This window comes from Ruegeria sp. HKCCA0370, assembly GCF_013033705.1.
In the GTDB taxonomy this organism is placed as follows: Bacteria; Pseudomonadota; Alphaproteobacteria; order Rhodobacterales; family Rhodobacteraceae; genus Ruegeria.
The window spans coordinates 374,052-390,380 of the sequence record NZ_WQEP01000001.1; the positions used below are offsets into that span (position 1 = coordinate 374,052).

Genomic DNA, 16,329 nt, shown 5'->3' on the forward strand with positions numbered 1-16,329 from the left:
CCCGCGTGAACGAACCGCTGGTGTTGTTGCCTGGGTTGATGTGTGATGCCCGGCTGTTTCGACCTCAGATCGAGGTGTTGTCACGGTCACGGCCCGTCACTGTTGCACCTGTTTCCGGAGGCGAGCGAATTGAAGAGATCGCCTCGGGGCTGTTGGATCAGCTTCCACATCGGTTTGCATTGGCCGGGCAGAGCATGGGTGGTGTGGTGGGGCTGGAACTGATCCGGCGGGCACCGGAACGGGTGACGCGCTTGTGCCTGATGTCGACGGACGCACAGGCGGACACACCTCAGATCGCGGCCAGCCGCGAGGATCTGATCATCGGGGCCCTGGGTGGGCGGCTGGAAGAAGTCATGCGCCAACTGGTCGGCACCGATACTTTGGCGCCGGGGCCCAGGCGAATCCCCATTCTGAATGATCTTTTGACAATGGCGAATGATCTGGGCGCCGAAACTTTTGTGCGCCAAATGCGTGCCTTGCAGCGCCGACCCGACCAACAGGGATCGTTGCGCCGGATCAAAGTCCCCACTTTGATCATGTGCGGTGCCCATGACACGCTTACCCCGGTCAAACGGCACTCTTTCATGTCTGACCTGATACCAGAGGCCGCGTTTGAGATCGTCGAAAATGCCGGGCATCTGCTGCCGCTGGAAGCGCCCGATGCCGTGAACAAAGCCTTGGAAACCTGGCTGAATACTCCGCAAAAGTTTGTCTAGGGGTAAAGCGCCGCCCGCTCGTCTTTCGAAATGACATTCGGTACGACCGCAGGTTCGCCGGTCTCGGGGTCGGAGAACGGCGTTTTCTTCCACCGTCCTGACAGGCGCGATTGCAGGGCGCGGCGCAAAAGGCCAAACGCCGCAAACCTGACCTTTTCGTGTTTTTGTTTTCCATCGGGTCTAGGGACAAACCCACGGGTTGTGACCGGCCCCAATGCGGAAACATCACCAGTAATCCTGCCGACGATAAACCCTGCAAAGGGCAAACGTGCAGTCTGTGGCGTCGTCGCCAGCGGGGCGTTGCAGCAGCTGGCATACCATCGCAGCATACCATTTGGGCTGAGCTTCATGGCGGAAAGGAATTGGCCTCCGGCGGTGATTTCGATTTCATCCGGTGCCATCTGGAAGATGTCGACCGGGCCGGGCGCCGGGTCGGGCTGCCCGAAATACAGCTGCGCCGCGCGGCAGTCATGACAGAAACACTCGACATGGGTTCCAAGCCGAACACCCTGGTCCGAGATTTGACCCTTCAACTGGCCGCAGGTGCAGGAAAAGGCGAGGCCACTATGTGCCGGCCCGCCCATGTTCATCAGGCGACCTTGTTGGTGTTCGCTGCGCGGCGACGTTTCTTGCGGCTGTTTTCGTTCATGAAATCAATCACAAGCGGGCGAATGTTGTCGCGCCAGCTGCGGCCCGCGAAAATGCCGTAATGGCCCGCGCCGGGTTCTACGTGGCTGGCCTTTTTGCTGTCTGGCAAGCCGGTGCACAGGTCCAGGGCAGCAATACATTGACCGGGCGCCGAGATATCGTCATTCGCACCTTCGACCGATTTCACGGCAACATCGGTGATTTTGCCGATATCCACCTTGTGGCCGGCGACAACAAATTCGTTGCGTGCGATCTCGCGGTTTTTGAACACGCGTTCGACCGTCGACAGATAGAACTCGGCCGTCATGTCCATCACCGCAAGATATTCGTCATAGAAACGGTTATGGGCATCCAAGTCCGAGGCTTCGTTGCGGATAACACGCTGAATCTGATCGGAAAACGCTTTGGAGTGGCGATCGGCGTTCATCGACATGAACGAGGCCAGTTGCAGCAGGCCGGGATAGACCATACGCCCGACACCTTTGTACTTGAATCCGACCCGTTGAATCATGGTTTCTTCCAGCTGACCCATCGTCACACGGCGTCCAAAGTCGGTGACGTCGGTCGGGGTCGCGTCCGGGTCCACCGGCCCGCCAATCAGTGTCAGAGTGCTGGGTTGAGCCTTGGGTTCGACCTCGGCCAGATAGGCGGTGGCCGCCAGTGTCAGCGGGGCGGGCTGACAAACCGCGACGACATGCGTGTCCGGCCCCAGTTCCTTCATGAAATCTACAAGGTAGAGCGTGTAGTCTTCGACATCGAACTTGCCGGCAGACACAGGAATATCGCGCGCATTATGCCAATCGGTGATGTAAACTTCGCAATTGACCAGCAGGCTTTTGACGGTCGAGCGCAGCAGCGTGGCGTAGTGGCCGGACATGGGCGCAACCAGCAGGACCTTGCGCGGTTGTTCTTCCCGGCCGTTGACACGGAAGTGAACCAGATCGCCAAAGGGGCGTTCCAGAACTGTCGTGATCTCGACCAGATGGTCCTTTCCATCCTCGCAGGTGAAAGTACGAATGCCCCAGTCAGGTTTGACGATCATTCGCTGGAAGGTTCGTTCGGTAACTTCGCCCCAGGCAGCCATCCAGCTGAACGCCGGGTTGGGTGTCATGGAAAACAGCGGGTAGGACGCCATCGCGCTTGCGGTTGCACCAAGCCACTGGTTGGTGTTACGCATGGACTCCATAAGGTCGTAGGTCATCATATAGCGCATAAATGGGGCCTCCTGAGTGTCATCCTGAGAGTTCGGACCATTCGTCGCTTTGCCCCCCAGCACCCACGACGTTATTCTGCATGGCAGCGAGGTTAGGGTGGAATTGTTAAAATGACAACAAGTGAAGACCAAATGCCGGACGTGTCCGAAGAACATATTGAACGAATTAAAGAAAATATGGAAAAGGTCGAGCAGCTCTCGAAGCGCCTGATTGAAATTATGGCGTCAAAAAAGTCGCACACCCCAGCGCTGGACGGCCCGAATCAAGAGCTTTTCGCACGAGCAGCAACGGCGTATTGGGCCGATGCATGGCAAAATCCCGCCAAACTGTTGGAGCAACAGATAGAATTCTGGGGCAAGTCGGTTCTCAACTTTGCCGAAGCGCAGAAAGCGCTGACTACGGGTGAGGTGGAAACCGAGGAAACCAAGCCCGGTGACAAACGGTTCTCCAATCCCCTTTGGGAGACAAACCCTTATTTCCGACTGATCCGGCAGCAATACCTGACGAACGCGGAAGCGATTGCGCAGGCTGTCTCGTCGGTCGATGATCTGGATGCCAAGGACAAACGACGCCTACAGTATTTCTCGCAGCAGATCATCGACATGATGGCGCCCACGAATTTTCTGGCGACTAACCCGGATGCTCTACAAAAGGCGGTCGAGACCGAAGGTCAGTCGCTGATAAAAGGGTTGGAGAACCTTGTTTCAGACCTCGAAGCCAATGATGGCGAGTTGGTCGTCAAACTGGCGGATGAAAGCGCGTTCGAGGTTGGTGGAAACCTGGCGACAACGCCGGGCGAGGTCATATATCGCAACCGGATGATGGAGCTGATCCAATACAAGCCGGTGACTGAAACGGTTTATGAGACGCCCATCGTTCTTTTCCCGCCCTGGATCAACAAGTTCTATATTCTGGATCTAAAAGCCCAGAACAGCATGATCAAATGGATCACCGAACAGGGCTATACCCTGTTTGTCGTAAGCTGGGTGAACCCGGATGAAAGCTATGCCGAAACCGGCATGGAAGACTATATTCAGGACGGTTTCCTGACCGCAATCGAAACGGCCAAGAAGATCTGCAAGGTCAAACAGGTCAACGCTGTGGGCTATTGCATCGCAGGCACGACGCTGAGCCTGACCTTGTCTTTGCTGAAACAGCGTGGCGACAAGTCGGTCAAATCCGCAACGCTGTTCACGGCACTGACGGATTTCTCCGATCAGGGTGAGTTTACGCCATTCCTGCAAAACGACTTCATCGACGGGATCGAAGAAGAAGTAAAAAAGGAGGGCGTTCTGCGGTCGTGGATCATGGCGCGCACCATGTCGTTCCTGCGATCACGCGACCTGATTTATGGTCCGGCCATTCGCAGCTATATGATGGGGGAAGTACCTCCGGCCTTTGATCTGCTCTACTGGAACGGCGATGGTGCAAACCTGCCAGCAAAAATGGCCGTGGAATATCTGCGAGGTCTCTGCCAGCGCAACGAGTTCGCCACCGACGGTATTGAGTTGATGGGGCACAAGCTGAAACTCGAAGACGTGGATGTGCCGCTGATGGCCATAACCTGTGAAACCGATCACATCGCGGCATGGAAAGACTGTTACCGCGGCGTGCAGAAAATGGGCTCGCGGTCCAAAACCTTCGTGGTTTCAGAATCGGGTCATATTGCGGGTATCGTGAACCCGCCCAGCAAGAAGAAATATGGCCACTACACCAACCCGGATATGAAGTCGGACGCCAGCACCTGGCTGAAAGAAGCTGATTTTCACGAGGGGTCCTGGTGGCCAATGTGGGACGCGTGGTTGAAGAAGCGGTCCGGCAAGCAGGTTCCGGCCCGTGAGCCGGGTGATTCGAAGCACCCGAGCCTTGCATCCGCACCCGGGACTTATGTTGTGGCGAAACCAAACGCCTGATTTCATTTTGAAACTTAAAAATTCTGCGTCGCAGCAAGAAAAAACTTGCAATGCTGCGGTGCAGCAATCATATTGTCCTCAAGCTGATGAAACCCGGGGTGGGCCCGGACCGGCTAAAAGGATTAGGACAATGGCAAAGACCCAAGACTTTACCGCGATCATGAAAGACATGATGGGTGCATTTCCGGTGGATACCACCGCAATGGAAGGCGCATTCAAATCGACCGCTTCGCTGAACGAGAAGCTGTCGGGCGTTGCCCTGGACGCTGCTGAGAAATCGGCCGAGATCTCGAACAAATGGACCAAGGACACCCTGGCCAAGCTGAGCGAGATGTCGAAAGCCAAGGCAGAGCCTGCTGACTACGCAAAAGCCGCAACCGACTTCGCAAGCGCGTCGGCTGAAGTTGCAGCTGAAAACCTGGCCGCTTTCGCTGAAATCGCGAAAAAAGTTCAGACCGAAACCGTCGAGCTGCTGATGGCTGCCGGCAAAGACGCCGCGGAAGAAGCAACCGCTGCCGTCAAAAAGGCGACCAACGAGGTCACTACCGCAGCCAAGAAAGCTGCAGCTGCAAAGTAAGAAACGTCCGCGAAGCGCACCCAACCCTCCCATTAGGTGCAATCGCGTTGGGCAGGTCCATTGACCTGCCCTTTCTTTTTGTGCTGCACTCGCATAACCTGTGCTGCAACGCATCATCCTTGGGGAGGGAACCCGGTGTCGGACCAAGAAAAACCGCTGCTTATTAAGCGCTATGCCAGCCGTCGGCTGTATAATACCGAGACCAGCGATTACGTGACGCTCGAAGATATCGCGGGGTTCATCCGCGACGGGCGCGAAGTGCAGATCATTGATCTGAAAACAGGTGATGACCTGACACGCCAGTATCTTCTGCAAATCATTGCCGAACATGAAAGCCGGGGTGAAAACGTGCTGCCGGTGAATGTGCTGAATGATCTGGTGCGTAGTTACATGCTGCCGGGCGGGGGAATGATGCCCCAGTTTCTGCAAAGCTCGTTCGAGATGCTGCGCGAAAGCCAAAACAAGATGATGGAGAACATGAGCGCGATGAATCCGATGTCTCAGATGCCGGGTTTTGACGCATTGCAGGCGCAGCAACAGGCTTTCCTGAAGGCGATGACCAGTGGGCTGTCCAGCGGATGGTCCAGCCCGGAAAAGGAAGAGGAAAAGTCCGAACCAAAAGAGGATCTGGACGACATCAAGAAACAGCTGGCCGAGTTGCAGCAAAAACTGTCCAAGCTGAACTGATCCGTTCCGAACCAAGAAACAGGTCCGCATTGTGCGGGCCTTTCTTGTTCAAAATGCCTTCGTCCTACGTGCCATAAACCGGCATCGGGCCGGTCACTTCGCCAACCGATGCCAGCAGGATGTCTGCAATCACGTCCAGCTCTTCGCGGGTCAGGCGGACGGGCAGGCGCACGTCACAGGCCTTCATCAGCATGTCGCGCGTCTTGGGCAGGTCGAAAGTATCTGGCAGGAATTGCCAGTTCCAGAAGGCGCGGGCGTTGTCTTCGCTCAGACCAAAAACCTGAACCTTGACGCCGCGTGCCTCGGACGCTGCAGCAAAGGCGCGGATCTCATGTTCCTGCATTCCGACAAGATTGAACTGGATCGAATCCGGCGCACGCTGCTCGGGGGGCAGGGGGGCGGGAACCTCGATATGAGACGAGGTGTTCAGGCGACCGGCCACGTAATCGTGGTTCGCCAGGCCATCGCGGACGCGGCGCGCCAGTTCCGGAAGTTGCGGACGGATCACCGCCGCGCTGAGGTTGCTCAGACGAAGATTGTACAGCGGCAGCTTGTTTTGCCAGCGGGCGAAGGCCTCTTGCAGTTCGGGTGAGTTGTCACCCTGAGGACCTTTGTGCTTCTTCCAATTGTGCTCATACGCGCCTGACATGATGACGGCCCGCGCGACAAGATCTGCATCATTCGTGATCAGGATGCCACCTTCGCCGGCATTGATCATCTTGTAGGACTGGAACGAGAAACATCCGACCTTTCCGATCGTACCGATATTGCGGCCATGCCATGTGGTGCCCAGCGAATGCGCGGCATCCTCGATCACCGGAATGTTTCGTGCGTCGCACAAGGCCATGATCGCATCCATGTCGGATGTATGCCCGCGCATGTGGCTGATGATGACTGCCTGAACGTTGTCCAGCTTGGCCTCGAAATCGGCCATGTCGATGCGATAGTTTTCACCCACTTCGCACAGAACCGGAATGCAGTCGGCATGGACGACCGACGACGGCACGGCCGCGAAGGTGAAGCCGGGGATCAGAACACGCGCATCGCGGGGCAGGCCCAGTGCTTTGAGCGACAGAAACAACGCGGCCGAACAGGACGACACCGCCAAAGCGTATTTCGTGCCCAACAGTTCCGCGAACTCGGCTTCCAGCAGGGCCACCGGGGCATCCTGCGGTGCAGTATAGCGGAACAGGTCACCTGACTGCATCAGGGCCTCGATCGCGTCCTTGGCGGCGGCAGGGATGGGTTCGGCGTCGTGAACGTTGGGGGGCAGCGTCATATTTGGAATTCCCGAATTCTATCTTTGGGAAAGATAAAGATAATCGGAAGGCAATCCAAGCCCTCAATCGCCGGGCAGGCGAAAATTCACCAATCTGTCGCAATTTACGTGGATCAGACCCCAAGCCGGTCGCGCAGTGCGAACCATGTCATGGCCAGCACCAAAAGCGGGCTGCGCAGGGCAGGGCCGCCTGGAAAAGACAGCGCGGGCACGCGTGCCATCGTGTCAAACCCTTCGGCCTGACCCTGAATCGCCATCGCCATGAGTTGTCCGGCATAGGTCGCGGTGCCGACACCGTGACCGGAATATCCCGAAGCCGAAAGAATATTGGGTGCGACACGGGCTAAATACGGCATCCGCCGCATGGTGATGGCCAGCGTTCCACCCCACGCATAGTCGATCTTCACATCCCGCAAATGCGGGAAAATCTCGATCATGGGTTTGCGGACCTTGGCGGCGACATCCGATGGAAAGCGGTAGCCATAGCTTTCACCGCCTCCGAACAAGAGGCGACCATCAGCACTGAGGCGAAAATAGTTCACCACGAATTTCGTATCCGCAACCGCCACATCCCGGGCCAAAACCCGGGCGGTGTCCTCTCCAAGGGGTTCGGTGGCCGCAATGAAATTGTTGATGGGCATGACCCTGGCGGCGACGGAACGATTGAGGTCGCCCAGATACCCGTTGCAGGCCAGAATGACGTGCTCGGCCCGAACGTTGCTGTGTGCAGTTCGGATCACCGCCGTCTGGCCCTCGTCGATCCCGGTCACTTCGGTGCTTTCATGGATGCGAACGCCCGCTTTGGCCGCGGCTTGCGCCAGTCCCAACGCCAAGTTCAGAGGGTGCAGATGCGCCGCGCCCATATCCAGATACCCCCCGTGATAGGCGGGCGACGGGCACAGCGAATGACCCGCGTTTTCATCCAACAGCTCGATCTGGTCGTATCCGTACCGCTCGGAAAGATGGCCGGCATGGTCATGCAGTTCTTTCTGCTCGGATTTGCTCAGGCCCAGAACGGCGACACCGGGTTTCAGGTCACAGGCGATCTTGTGTTTTGCAATCAGGGATTTGACCAGATCCTTGGCGTCTTCAGCCAGTTCCCACAGCTTGGCGGCGTCGGCATCGCCTACAAGACGCTCGAGGTCTTCCTGATCCATCCGCTGTGCGCTGCCCAACTGGCCGCCGTTTCGGCCCGACGCGCCAAAGCCGACGCGGTGCGCTTCAAGCAGCACGACGTTGAACCCGGCTTCGGCCAGATGAAGGGCCGCGGACAGCCCCGTATAACCGCCACCGACAACGCATACATCCGCCTTGGTGTCTTCTGACAACGCGGGAAAGCGATCCATCGGATGTGCCGTCGCGGCATACCAGCTGTCTGGGTACTCACCTTTGCGGTCATTGGAATAGAGCAGGTTCACGGAAGGTCTCAGACGTTGATCAGCAGGTGTTCACGTTCCCAAGGAGAGATGACCTGTAGGAACTCTTCGTACTCGGCCCGTTTGACGATGCCGTAAACGCGGGCGAATTCAGGGCCCAGAACCTCGTGCAGGGCAGTGGCCTCGTCGAACAGGTCCAGCGCTTCGCCCATGACCTGCGGGATATCGCCCTCGCCTTCATAAGCGTCGCCATAGAACTGACGACGTGGGCGTTCCTGCTCGACCAGGCCAAGATAGCCGCAGGCCAGCGACAGCGCGATGCCCAGATACGGGTTGCAGTCCATCCCGGCGATGCGGTTCTCGACGCGTCGCGATTCCGGGCCGGACAGGGGCACGCGAATACCGGTGGTGCGGTTGTCACGGGCCCATTCCAGGTTGATCGGTGCCGCGTGATCTTTCACATAGCGCCGGTAGGAATTCACATAGGGCGCCATGACTGCCAGACCGGCGGGCAGGTGGTTCTGCAAACCGGCGATGAAGTGATAAAACGCGTCCGTCTCACCCCCTTGAGGACCAGAGAAGATGTTCTGACCGGTTTCCATATCGATGATCGAGTGATGGATATGCATGGCCGAACCCGGCTCTTCCTCGATCGGTTTGGCCATGAAGGTGGCAAAACAATTGTGGCGCAGCGCGGCCTCGCGGATCAGGCGTTTGAAATAGAAGACTTCATCGGCGAGTTTTACCGGATTGCCATGGCGCAGGTTGATTTCCAACTGCCCGGCGCCGCCTTCCTGCGTGATGCCGTCGATCTCAAACCCCTGATGCTCGGCGAAATCATAGATGTCGTCGATCACCGGGCCAAACTCGTCCACGGCCGTCATGGAATAGGCCTGCCGCGCCGCGGCCGGGCGGCCGGAACGCCCCATCATGGGTTTGATGCCCTGCGCCGGGTCCACGTTGGGGGCAACCAGAAAGAACTCCATCTCTGGTGCAACAACCGGCTTCCATCCCTTATCATGATAAAGCTGCACAACACGCTTGAGCACGTTACGCGGGCTGTAGGGGATCGGATTGTCATCCCGGTCGTAGGCGTCGTGGATCACCTGCAATGTCCAATCCCCCGTCCACGGCGCAGCGGAAGTGGTCGAGAAATCGGGCTTCAGGATCATATCCTTTTCGATGAACCCGTCATCGCCGGCCGCTTCGCCCCAGCCCCCTGTGATGGTCTGGTAAAAGATGCTGTCGGGCAGGTGGAAATAGGATTGCTTTGCGAATTTTGATGCAGGCACCGCCTTGCCGCGCGCAATCCCCGGCAGGTCCGAAATGATGCATTCAACTTCGTCCAGTCGTTGCCCATGGAAATATGCCTTTGCGGCTTCCGGAAGTTTGTCGGTCCAATCAGCCATCAGGCTCTCTCTTTCTTTAGAAACTCGGCCATGTGGCGCGCGATTTTGGCGTTGTCGTCCGGGGCCGTCTCGCGATTTGCGGCTTCGCGCATCAGGTCTTCGGGCACCACGCCCTTGCCCCGTGTCCGCATCAGGCCTGCCACGAATCCGTTGGTGAATTCCGGGTGGGCCTGAACTGTCCAGATTGTGTCCCCATAAGCCAGCATCGCGTTTTCGCAGAAGGTATTCCGGCCCAGAACCCGCGCTTCCTTCGGCAATTCGACAACCTGATCCTGATGCCAGGCATTCAGCCATAATCTGCTGCCGTCATATTCGTATTCCGTACGACCTACGGCCCATCCTTTCGAGAATTTCTCGACCTTGCCACCCAGTGCCTGAGCAATGATCTGGTGGCCAAAGCAAACGCCGATCAGGGGTTTTCCACTTTCCCGGATCTCGCGCACCAACGCTTCCAGCGGGGCGATCCAGGGAAGGTCCTCGTAAACCCCGTGGCGCGATCCGGTAATGATCCATCCATCCGCATCATCCGCACCATCGGGGAAAGTGCCGTCCACGACGGCGAAGGTCACGAACTCGAACCCGTTGTCACGCAGCAACGCGGGGAAAAGTTCGTCATAATCCCCGAATTCTTCCTGTAGCACTTCGGGGGTGTGGCCGGTTTGTAGAATACCGATTTTCATATGTCACCAAATTTGATCAAATTAACCCTAACCGAGACTGGTTGACGCGGCAAGGGGTTCAAACCGTCTCGAGATAGCACAGCCAGTGATCCTCGGGCGGGATGTTCGCAAATCGGGTGATCTCTTGTCGCTTGGTCATGGTCAGATAGCGGATCAGGTCAGCGGGGAACAGCCGGGCCACCAGGGGATCCGTGGCGAACCTGTCAATCGCGCTCGACCAATCCGGCATCAGTTGACGCAGGTCCGCGATGTCATAGGCGTTCCCCATGATCGGGGCAGGTGGGGTCAAGCCGTCCTCGATGCCGACAAGTGCCGCGCCCAGAACTGCGGTCAGCATCAGATACGGGTTTATGTCCCCGCCGGCGACGCGGTGTTCGATGCGCCGTGCGGCGGGCGCCCCGCCCGGGATACGAATGGCAGCGGTTCGGTTTTCATAGGCCCAGCAGGCGCCCGTGGGCGCATGTGCACCCGGTACGAGCCGTGTGTAGGAGTTGCCGTGGGGTGCAAATATCAGCGTACTGCCCGGCATGGCCGCGACACAGCCCGCTACGGCAGACCGCAATATCTCGGTGCCTTCCGGCCCGTTGTTGTCGAACACATTGTGCCCATTCTGGTCCAACACCGAGAAATGCACATGCATTCCGTTGCCCGCGTCATCGGCATAAGGCTTGGACATGAAGGTGGCCGCAAATCCGTGCCTGCGCGCCAATCCACGCGTCAATGCCTTGAAAAGCCACGTATCATCAGCGCAGCGCATGGCGTCCTGATGGTTCAGGTTGATTTCGAACTGACCGATGCCGCTTTCGGAAATGGCCGTCTGCGCGGGGATGCCCATTGCGGCGCAGCCATCGTACAGGTCGGTAAAGAACGCCTCGAACGCGTCCATTTCGGCAACCGACAGAACGGCCTCATCCGCAAGGCGCCGCCCTGTGATCGGATTCACCGGCGGTTGCGGCTGCGCGCCAGAAGCGTCAACGAGTGTGAACTCCAACTCCGTCGCGGCAACAACGGACCAGCCGCGTTGCGCATAGCGGTCGAGTGTGGCGGACAGGGCATGCCGCGGGTCGCCCGGGAAGGGTACGCCGTCATCATCATACAGACACATCGGCACCAGCGCTGTTTCCGTATCCAGCCAGGGCACGGGGACCGGGCCGCGTTCGGTCGGGCGCAGCACCCCATCAGCGTCGCCGGTTTCAAAGACCAGCGGGCTTCCTTCGATATCAGCGCCCCACAGGTCTACGTTCAGTGCCGAAAACGGCATTCGCACGGCGCCTTTTCCCAGTTTGTCGGCATAGCCGGGGGGCACGCGTTTGCCCCGCATCTGACCGTTCAGGTCACATGCGGCAACGCGAAAATTGTGCAGGGCTCTCAGATCCATTGGGGGCTCCGTCGGTGAAACTCCCCAGTGATTTACTTCAATGGATGTGCTTTGTCACCAAATTTGATCAAATTCTGACTTGGGTATTCAAGGAACGCCCGCGCCGGTATTGACCGGCGCGGAGAGCTGTTTTCAGGCAAAGCTTACGCCATGTTCTTCCATGGGCAATTGCGCCACATGCAAACCTGACAGGGCCTTGATCGCATTGGCCAAAGCCGGTGCCGACGGTGGCGTGCCGGGTTCTCCGACGCCGGTCGGCGCTTCGGCCGATGGCACGATGTGCACGTCGATTGCAGCAATATCCCCGATGCGCAGCGGTTCGTAATCCGGGAAGTTGTATTGATCAACGGCCCCGCTTGTCAGGGTGATCTGGTCACGCATCACATGGCCAATGCCATAGCCGATGCCGCCTTCCATCTGGGCCCGCACGATATCGGGGTTCACGGCGATACCGCAATCCACGGCACAGGTGACCTTTTCAATCCTGATGCCACTTTCCGGATCGCCCGAGATTTCGACCACTTCAGCCGCGTAAGACCCAAAGGACTTGTGAACGGCAATCCCCTGCGACCGGCCTTCTGGCGCATTGCCCCAGTTCGCCTTTTCGGCCGCCAGCTTCAAAACAGCTGCCTTGCGCTGCTGGTCCGGGTTGCTGCTGTCGGACAGATGGGCCAGTCGGAACTCCACCGGATCACGACCGGCGACCTCGGCCACCAGATCCATCATGGTTTCCATCGTATAGGCGGTGTGGGTGTGCCCGACCGAGCGCCACCACAGAACCGTCGTCGCCTTTGGCGTGTCGGTCAGACCCACCGCCATGCCGGGGATGTTGTAGGGGCTGTCCGAAACGCCTTCGACCGAGCTGTGGTCGATGCCGTCATGAACCAGAACAGCCTCGAACGGGGTGCCCTTGATCACGGATTGGCCGGCAATCTGGTGCTGCCACCCGACGATGTTGCCTTCGGCGTCCAGACCCACACGAACCTTGTGGCCAAAGGCGGGTCGGTAATACCCGCTGCGAATGTCGTCTTCGCGCGTCCAGACCAGTTTCACCGGGCGCGAGCGGTCAGTGATGACAAAGGCCAGGGCGGCCTCGACCTGATAATCCGCATCCGGGGTGGCGCGGCGCCCGAACGACCCGCCTGCTAGCATGGTTTTGATGTGGATCTTCTCGGCGGGCAGGCCAAAGATCTGCTGGTAGGCCATATGAGGTCCCGTCGGCATTTGTGCCCCGTCATGCAGAACGATGTCTCCGTCTGCGGTCTGCTCGATGGTGCAGTTCAACGGTTCCATCGGGGCATGGGCCAGCAGTGGGAAGTAGAACGTATTTTCGACGACCTTGTCCGCGCCGTCGATGGCGGCTGCCACAGCGGCAAAATCCGCCTTGTTGACGTTATACGTGGGCTCAGCCTCCAGCGCGGCCATGATCTCGGCCTTGATCTGGTCCGAGTTGCGGGTTTCCGCGCCGGACATGTCCCACTCGACCTCAAGCGCATCGCGTGCCTGAATCGCGGCCCAGGTGTTCTCGGCATACACCGCGACGCCCGCCTGATTGGGCAGAACCGCGGCGCTGATATAGCCTTTGACCTCTTTCGATGCGCTGTCATCAAAGCCCAGCGCGATGCCGCCCTTCGCTTCGGGGCGTTTGATCATGGCGATCATCTGGTTGGGTAGGTGAACGTCCATGGCAAACATCGCCTGGCCGTTGCTTTTGATTGCCGTATCCTTGCGGCGCACCGTTTCATTTCCGATCAGACGGAATTCGGACGGGTCCTTCAGGCGTGGCTCTGCCGGAGCGTCCAGTTGCGACGCAGCGGACACGAATTCAGCGATCGGAGCCGACTTGTCGCCTGCCTTGACGATGCCGTCTTCGATGGTGATGCCGGATGCATCCACGCCCCAGCTTTGCGCGGCGGCGTTGATCAGCATTTCGCGCGCTGCAGCACCGGCCTGACGGTATTGCAGCCACGAATTCGCCATCGCGGTCGAACCGCCGGTGCCCTGGAATGGGCCGAACAGCAGGTTGTTGTAGACATTCGGATCCGAGGGGGCGAACTCGTATTCGATCTGGTCCATGGTCAGGCCGATTTCTTCGGCAATCAGCGTCGGCAGCCCGGTTGCAGGCCCCTGACCTTTTTCAAAGTGTTTGACGATGGCGGTCACGGTGCCATCCGCATCGATTTTCACGAACGGGTTGAACTGGGCGGTCTCGGACGACGCCGCGGCCAGTGCTCCGTCCGGACGGGTACCGACCAGCAGGATGGCACCGGCAGCGGCGGCGCTTTTCAGAAACCCACGGCGAGAGGTGTTGATGGTCATGGATCAGGCCTCCAGAATTTCAGACGCGCGCTGGATGCCGGCGCGGATGCGTTGATAGGTGGCGCAGCGGCAGGCATTGCCGGACATGTATTCGTCAATCTCCTGAGCCGACGGTTTCGGGTTCTCGGACAGCAGCCCGACAGCCGACATCACCTGACCCGACTGGCAATAGCCGCACTGGACGACATCCAGTTCAACCCAGGCCTGTTGTACGGCAGCACCGATCTTGTCGTCACCGACAGCTTCGATGGTCGTGACTTCGGCGTCTTCGACGTCTTCAATGAATGTCTGACAGGAACGGACGGGCTCACCATTCACGTGCACTGTGCAGGCCCCGCAGGATGCCACGCCGCAGCCAAATTTTGTGCCGGTCAGTTTCAGTTCGTCTCGGATCACCCAGAGAAGAGGCGTTCCGGGTTCGGCATCAACCTCGTGGGTCGTGCCGTTCAGGTTCAATTTAAGAGCCATGATGAGGGGGTCTCCTGTTGGTGCTGGTTTCCGCAACTGGTAAACTCTCGGGTTTACTCATGGCATATTATTTCGCCCTTGTAAACTCCTGCGTTTACCTAGTGTTTGACCGGGGCACGTCAATAGGTCTATAGCTCTGACATGAACGAATGCAGCGCACAGAATGCGTCCAAGCGCGCACAGATCATCGAAGCTGCCGTGGCCGAGTTCCAGGAAAAGGGCTTTGCCGCGGCCAGTATGGATCGCATTTCAGCAAAGGCCGAAGTGTCCAAGCGTACGTTGTACAAGTACTTTGAAAGTAAAGAAAACCTGTTCCGCTCCATCGTGGTCGAATTGTCCAGCCGCTTTGCTGAAGTGCTGGAGATTCGATATGAAAAAGGTCGCGATATTCGTACGCAACTGACTGAACTGGCCTGGGCCGAAGGGCGCATTCTGATGCGGCCCGATGTTATCGCAATGGCCCGGATGGTGATCAGCGAAACCTTGCGCAACCCGACGCTTGCGGCGGAAGCGCAGGGCAAGCTGGACAAGACGGCGACGTTCATTGCCATGCTCAAAGATGCGGCCGAGGATGGGCAGCTTCGGATCGATGATCCGGAACGGGCCGGGCGCGAATTCATTGGCCTGATCAAGGCGCGCGCCTTCTGGCCGCTGCTGTTTACGGGTGGGGTGCTCAGCGAAGCCGAGATGACGGAAACGATCGAAAGCAGTGTCCAGATGGTGATGAGTCGATATGGCGTCTGATCGGAAGCAACTCACTGATAATGGTCGCCGTCGGGACGTCGTCAGAGGAATGTGTTAGGGCTTTTCGACTTGATTCGGATGGGCAAGGCCGCTGACAGGCCATCGGACTTCGAAGCATAGCAGGACGGAGGCGTTGCTGTGACAGGCAAGGCAACACAAGCTGCGCGTTTAAGCGTGGCACCCATGATGGATTTGTGCGACTGAGCGTAGCGTATTGTTTTATATGTGTTTATTGGGGGTGACTTTGGCGCGTAGCACATATGTAGCGACAGGCCCTACCTGATGTTGAAGCCGTGCTTCACTCGATTGATGATGCAGCATTCTCGGTTTTTCGGCAAGCGAACGTAGAGGAGAACGCCGGGCCTCTTCTTTGGTGGGAACTCTGAGAATGAAGTACCTTGTTGAAACGCTCTGGCTGCACAGCCGAGGGCCGGCGTCTTTCGCCTCACTGCGGGGGCGAGTGTTTCTTCGGGGTTCATGAAGAAGTCCAGGAGAAAAAACCTGATACCGCAAGTCGCGCCTGATTTTACTTCTTCAACGTTCAATCGGAATTCGAGAAGAGAACAAGGGTTTTCCAGCGTCCTCGTGACTACATCTGACTTCGGTCTCTCATGGCACGGGGATACGTCAGGGGAATTCCGGCCCAGAGCCGACATCCAACCCGCTATCTTGATCTTGATGCTGCAGTTGCACCCGCTTTGCGGACATTCAAACCGCACATGATAAACCTACCCAAAACCGCGCTTTCGCCGCATGGTTCATGGACGCGCAAGACGCGGGCAAACCCAACCTTGGGCAAATATTTGCTCTCAAATGAGTTGTTGCTTTCTTAACCTTTGCCCTGTAGGGGAAGCGCAACGCCGCGTGTGGATGACCAAATCAGCGGCAAAGTATTCTCGCCCGTGATCCCCAGATCGTTGT

14 protein-coding genes are annotated in these 16,329 nt (G+C 58.1%); 5 read left to right on the forward strand and 9 right to left on the reverse strand.

The features are described from left to right. The first annotated feature begins 5 nt into the window (after nucleotides 1–5). Nucleotides 6–716, forward strand: a complete 711-nt coding sequence (locus GOW31_RS01880) for an alpha/beta fold hydrolase (RefSeq protein ID WP_171167493.1) — start codon at nucleotides 6–8, stop codon at nucleotides 714–716. On the opposite strand, the gene GOW31_RS01885 is transcribed toward GOW31_RS01880, so the two are convergent. Then, nucleotides 713–1,306, reverse strand: a complete 594-nt coding sequence (locus GOW31_RS01885; protein ID WP_371813691.1) for a DUF6151 family protein — start codon at nucleotides 1,304–1,306, stop codon at nucleotides 713–715. The two genes, GOW31_RS01880 and GOW31_RS01885, sit on opposite strands and share 4 nt — an antisense overlap. Further along, nucleotides 1,306–2,577 (reverse strand): polyhydroxyalkanoate depolymerase, encoded by a 1,272-nt coding sequence (phaZ, locus tag GOW31_RS01890; RefSeq protein WP_171115225.1) that lies wholly within the window; start codon nucleotides 2,575–2,577, stop codon nucleotides 1,306–1,308. The genes GOW31_RS01885 and phaZ overlap by 1 nt, the downstream gene beginning before the upstream one ends. A 111-nt stretch (nucleotides 2,578–2,688) precedes the next feature. Here phaZ and GOW31_RS01895 point away from each other — a divergent pair, with 111 nt between their 5' ends. The 3 genes from GOW31_RS01895 (at nucleotide 2,689) to phaR (ending at nucleotide 5,755) form a co-directional block, all read left to right on the forward strand. Further along, nucleotides 2,689–4,491, forward strand: coding sequence for an alpha/beta hydrolase (locus GOW31_RS01895; protein WP_171167495.1), 1,803 nt, complete (start codon nucleotides 2,689–2,691; stop codon nucleotides 4,489–4,491). 130 nt (nucleotides 4,492–4,621) lie between these two features. Beyond that, nucleotides 4,622–5,068: a phasin family protein gene (locus tag GOW31_RS01900; protein WP_152458475.1), complete on the forward strand. Its 447-nt coding sequence runs from the start codon at nucleotides 4,622–4,624 to the stop codon at nucleotides 5,066–5,068. A gap of 135 nt (nucleotides 5,069–5,203) precedes the next feature. After that, the gene (gene phaR, locus GOW31_RS01905) at nucleotides 5,204–5,755 is read left to right on the forward strand and encodes a polyhydroxyalkanoate synthesis repressor PhaR (protein WP_171115229.1); all 552 of its coding nucleotides are present in this window, start codon (nucleotides 5,204–5,206) and stop codon (nucleotides 5,753–5,755) included. Nucleotides 5,756–5,819: 64 nt separating this feature from the next. Here the strand turns inward: phaR and GOW31_RS01910 are convergent, their stop codons facing one another. The 7 genes from GOW31_RS01910 to GOW31_RS01940 form a co-directional block, all read right to left on the reverse strand. After that, nucleotides 5,820–7,034, reverse strand: coding sequence for a DegT/DnrJ/EryC1/StrS aminotransferase family protein (locus GOW31_RS01910; protein WP_171167498.1), 1,215 nt, complete (start codon nucleotides 7,032–7,034; stop codon nucleotides 5,820–5,822). Between the two features lie 113 nt (nucleotides 7,035–7,147). Continuing rightward, nucleotides 7,148–8,452: an FAD-binding oxidoreductase gene (locus GOW31_RS01915; protein WP_171167499.1), complete on the reverse strand. Its 1,305-nt coding sequence runs from the start codon at nucleotides 8,450–8,452 to the stop codon at nucleotides 7,148–7,150. 8 nt (nucleotides 8,453–8,460) lie between these two features. Next, complete coding sequence (locus tag GOW31_RS01920; RefSeq protein ID WP_152458471.1) at nucleotides 8,461–9,819, reverse strand: glutamine synthetase family protein; 1,359 nt, start codon at nucleotides 9,817–9,819, stop codon at nucleotides 8,461–8,463. Then, nucleotides 9,819–10,499: a type 1 glutamine amidotransferase gene (locus GOW31_RS01925; protein ID WP_171115235.1), complete on the reverse strand. Its 681-nt coding sequence runs from the start codon at nucleotides 10,497–10,499 to the stop codon at nucleotides 9,819–9,821. Before GOW31_RS01925 ends, GOW31_RS01920 begins: the two co-directional genes overlap by 1 nt. A 58-nt stretch (nucleotides 10,500–10,557) precedes the next feature. Then, nucleotides 10,558–11,877 (reverse strand): glutamine synthetase family protein, encoded by a 1,320-nt coding sequence (locus GOW31_RS01930; protein ID WP_171167501.1) that lies wholly within the window; start codon nucleotides 11,875–11,877, stop codon nucleotides 10,558–10,560. Nucleotides 11,878–12,009: 132 nt separating this feature from the next. Beyond that, nucleotides 12,010–14,196, reverse strand: coding sequence for a xanthine dehydrogenase family protein molybdopterin-binding subunit (locus GOW31_RS01935; protein WP_171167503.1), 2,187 nt, complete (start codon nucleotides 14,194–14,196; stop codon nucleotides 12,010–12,012). Nucleotides 14,197–14,199: 3 nt separating this feature from the next. Further along, entirely contained in the window at nucleotides 14,200–14,664 is a 465-nt protein-coding gene (locus tag GOW31_RS01940) for a (2Fe-2S)-binding protein (protein ID WP_171167506.1), read from the reverse strand. 141 nt (nucleotides 14,665–14,805) lie between these two features. Between GOW31_RS01940 and GOW31_RS01945 the strand changes: the two genes are divergently transcribed. Continuing rightward, the gene (locus GOW31_RS01945) at nucleotides 14,806–15,408 is read left to right on the forward strand and encodes a TetR/AcrR family transcriptional regulator (protein ID WP_171167507.1); all 603 of its coding nucleotides are present in this window, start codon (nucleotides 14,806–14,808) and stop codon (nucleotides 15,406–15,408) included. The last annotated feature ends 921 nt before the right edge of the window (nucleotides 15,409–16,329 follow it).

Coding starts and splice junctions, on each gene's coding strand:
- GOW31_RS01885 (WP_371813691.1), bottom strand. CDS start 1,306: ATGAACATGGGCGGGCCGGCACATAGTGGCCTCGCCTTTTCCTGCACC.
- phaZ (WP_171115225.1), bottom strand. CDS start 2,577: ATGCGCTATATGATGACCTACGACCTTATGGAGTCCATGCGTAACACC.
- GOW31_RS01895 (WP_171167495.1), top strand. CDS start 2,689: ATGACAACAAGTGAAGACCAAATGCCGGACGTGTCCGAAGAACATATT.
- GOW31_RS01900 (WP_152458475.1), top strand. CDS start 4,622: ATGGCAAAGACCCAAGACTTTACCGCGATCATGAAAGACATGATGGGT.
- GOW31_RS01910 (WP_171167498.1), bottom strand. CDS start 7,034: ATGACGCTGCCCCCCAACGTTCACGACGCCGAACCCATCCCTGCCGCC.
- GOW31_RS01920 (WP_152458471.1), bottom strand. CDS start 9,819: ATGGCTGATTGGACCGACAAACTTCCGGAAGCCGCAAAGGCATATTTC.
- GOW31_RS01925 (WP_171115235.1), bottom strand. CDS start 10,499: ATGAAAATCGGTATTCTACAAACCGGCCACACCCCCGAAGTGCTACAG.
- GOW31_RS01930 (WP_171167501.1), bottom strand. CDS start 11,877: ATGGATCTGAGAGCCCTGCACAATTTTCGCGTTGCCGCATGTGACCTG.
- GOW31_RS01935 (WP_171167503.1), bottom strand. CDS start 14,196: ATGACCATCAACACCTCTCGCCGTGGGTTTCTGAAAAGCGCCGCCGCT.
- GOW31_RS01940 (WP_171167506.1), bottom strand. CDS start 14,664: ATGGCTCTTAAATTGAACCTGAACGGCACGACCCACGAGGTTGATGCC.
- GOW31_RS01945 (WP_171167507.1), top strand. CDS start 14,806: ATGAACGAATGCAGCGCACAGAATGCGTCCAAGCGCGCACAGATCATC.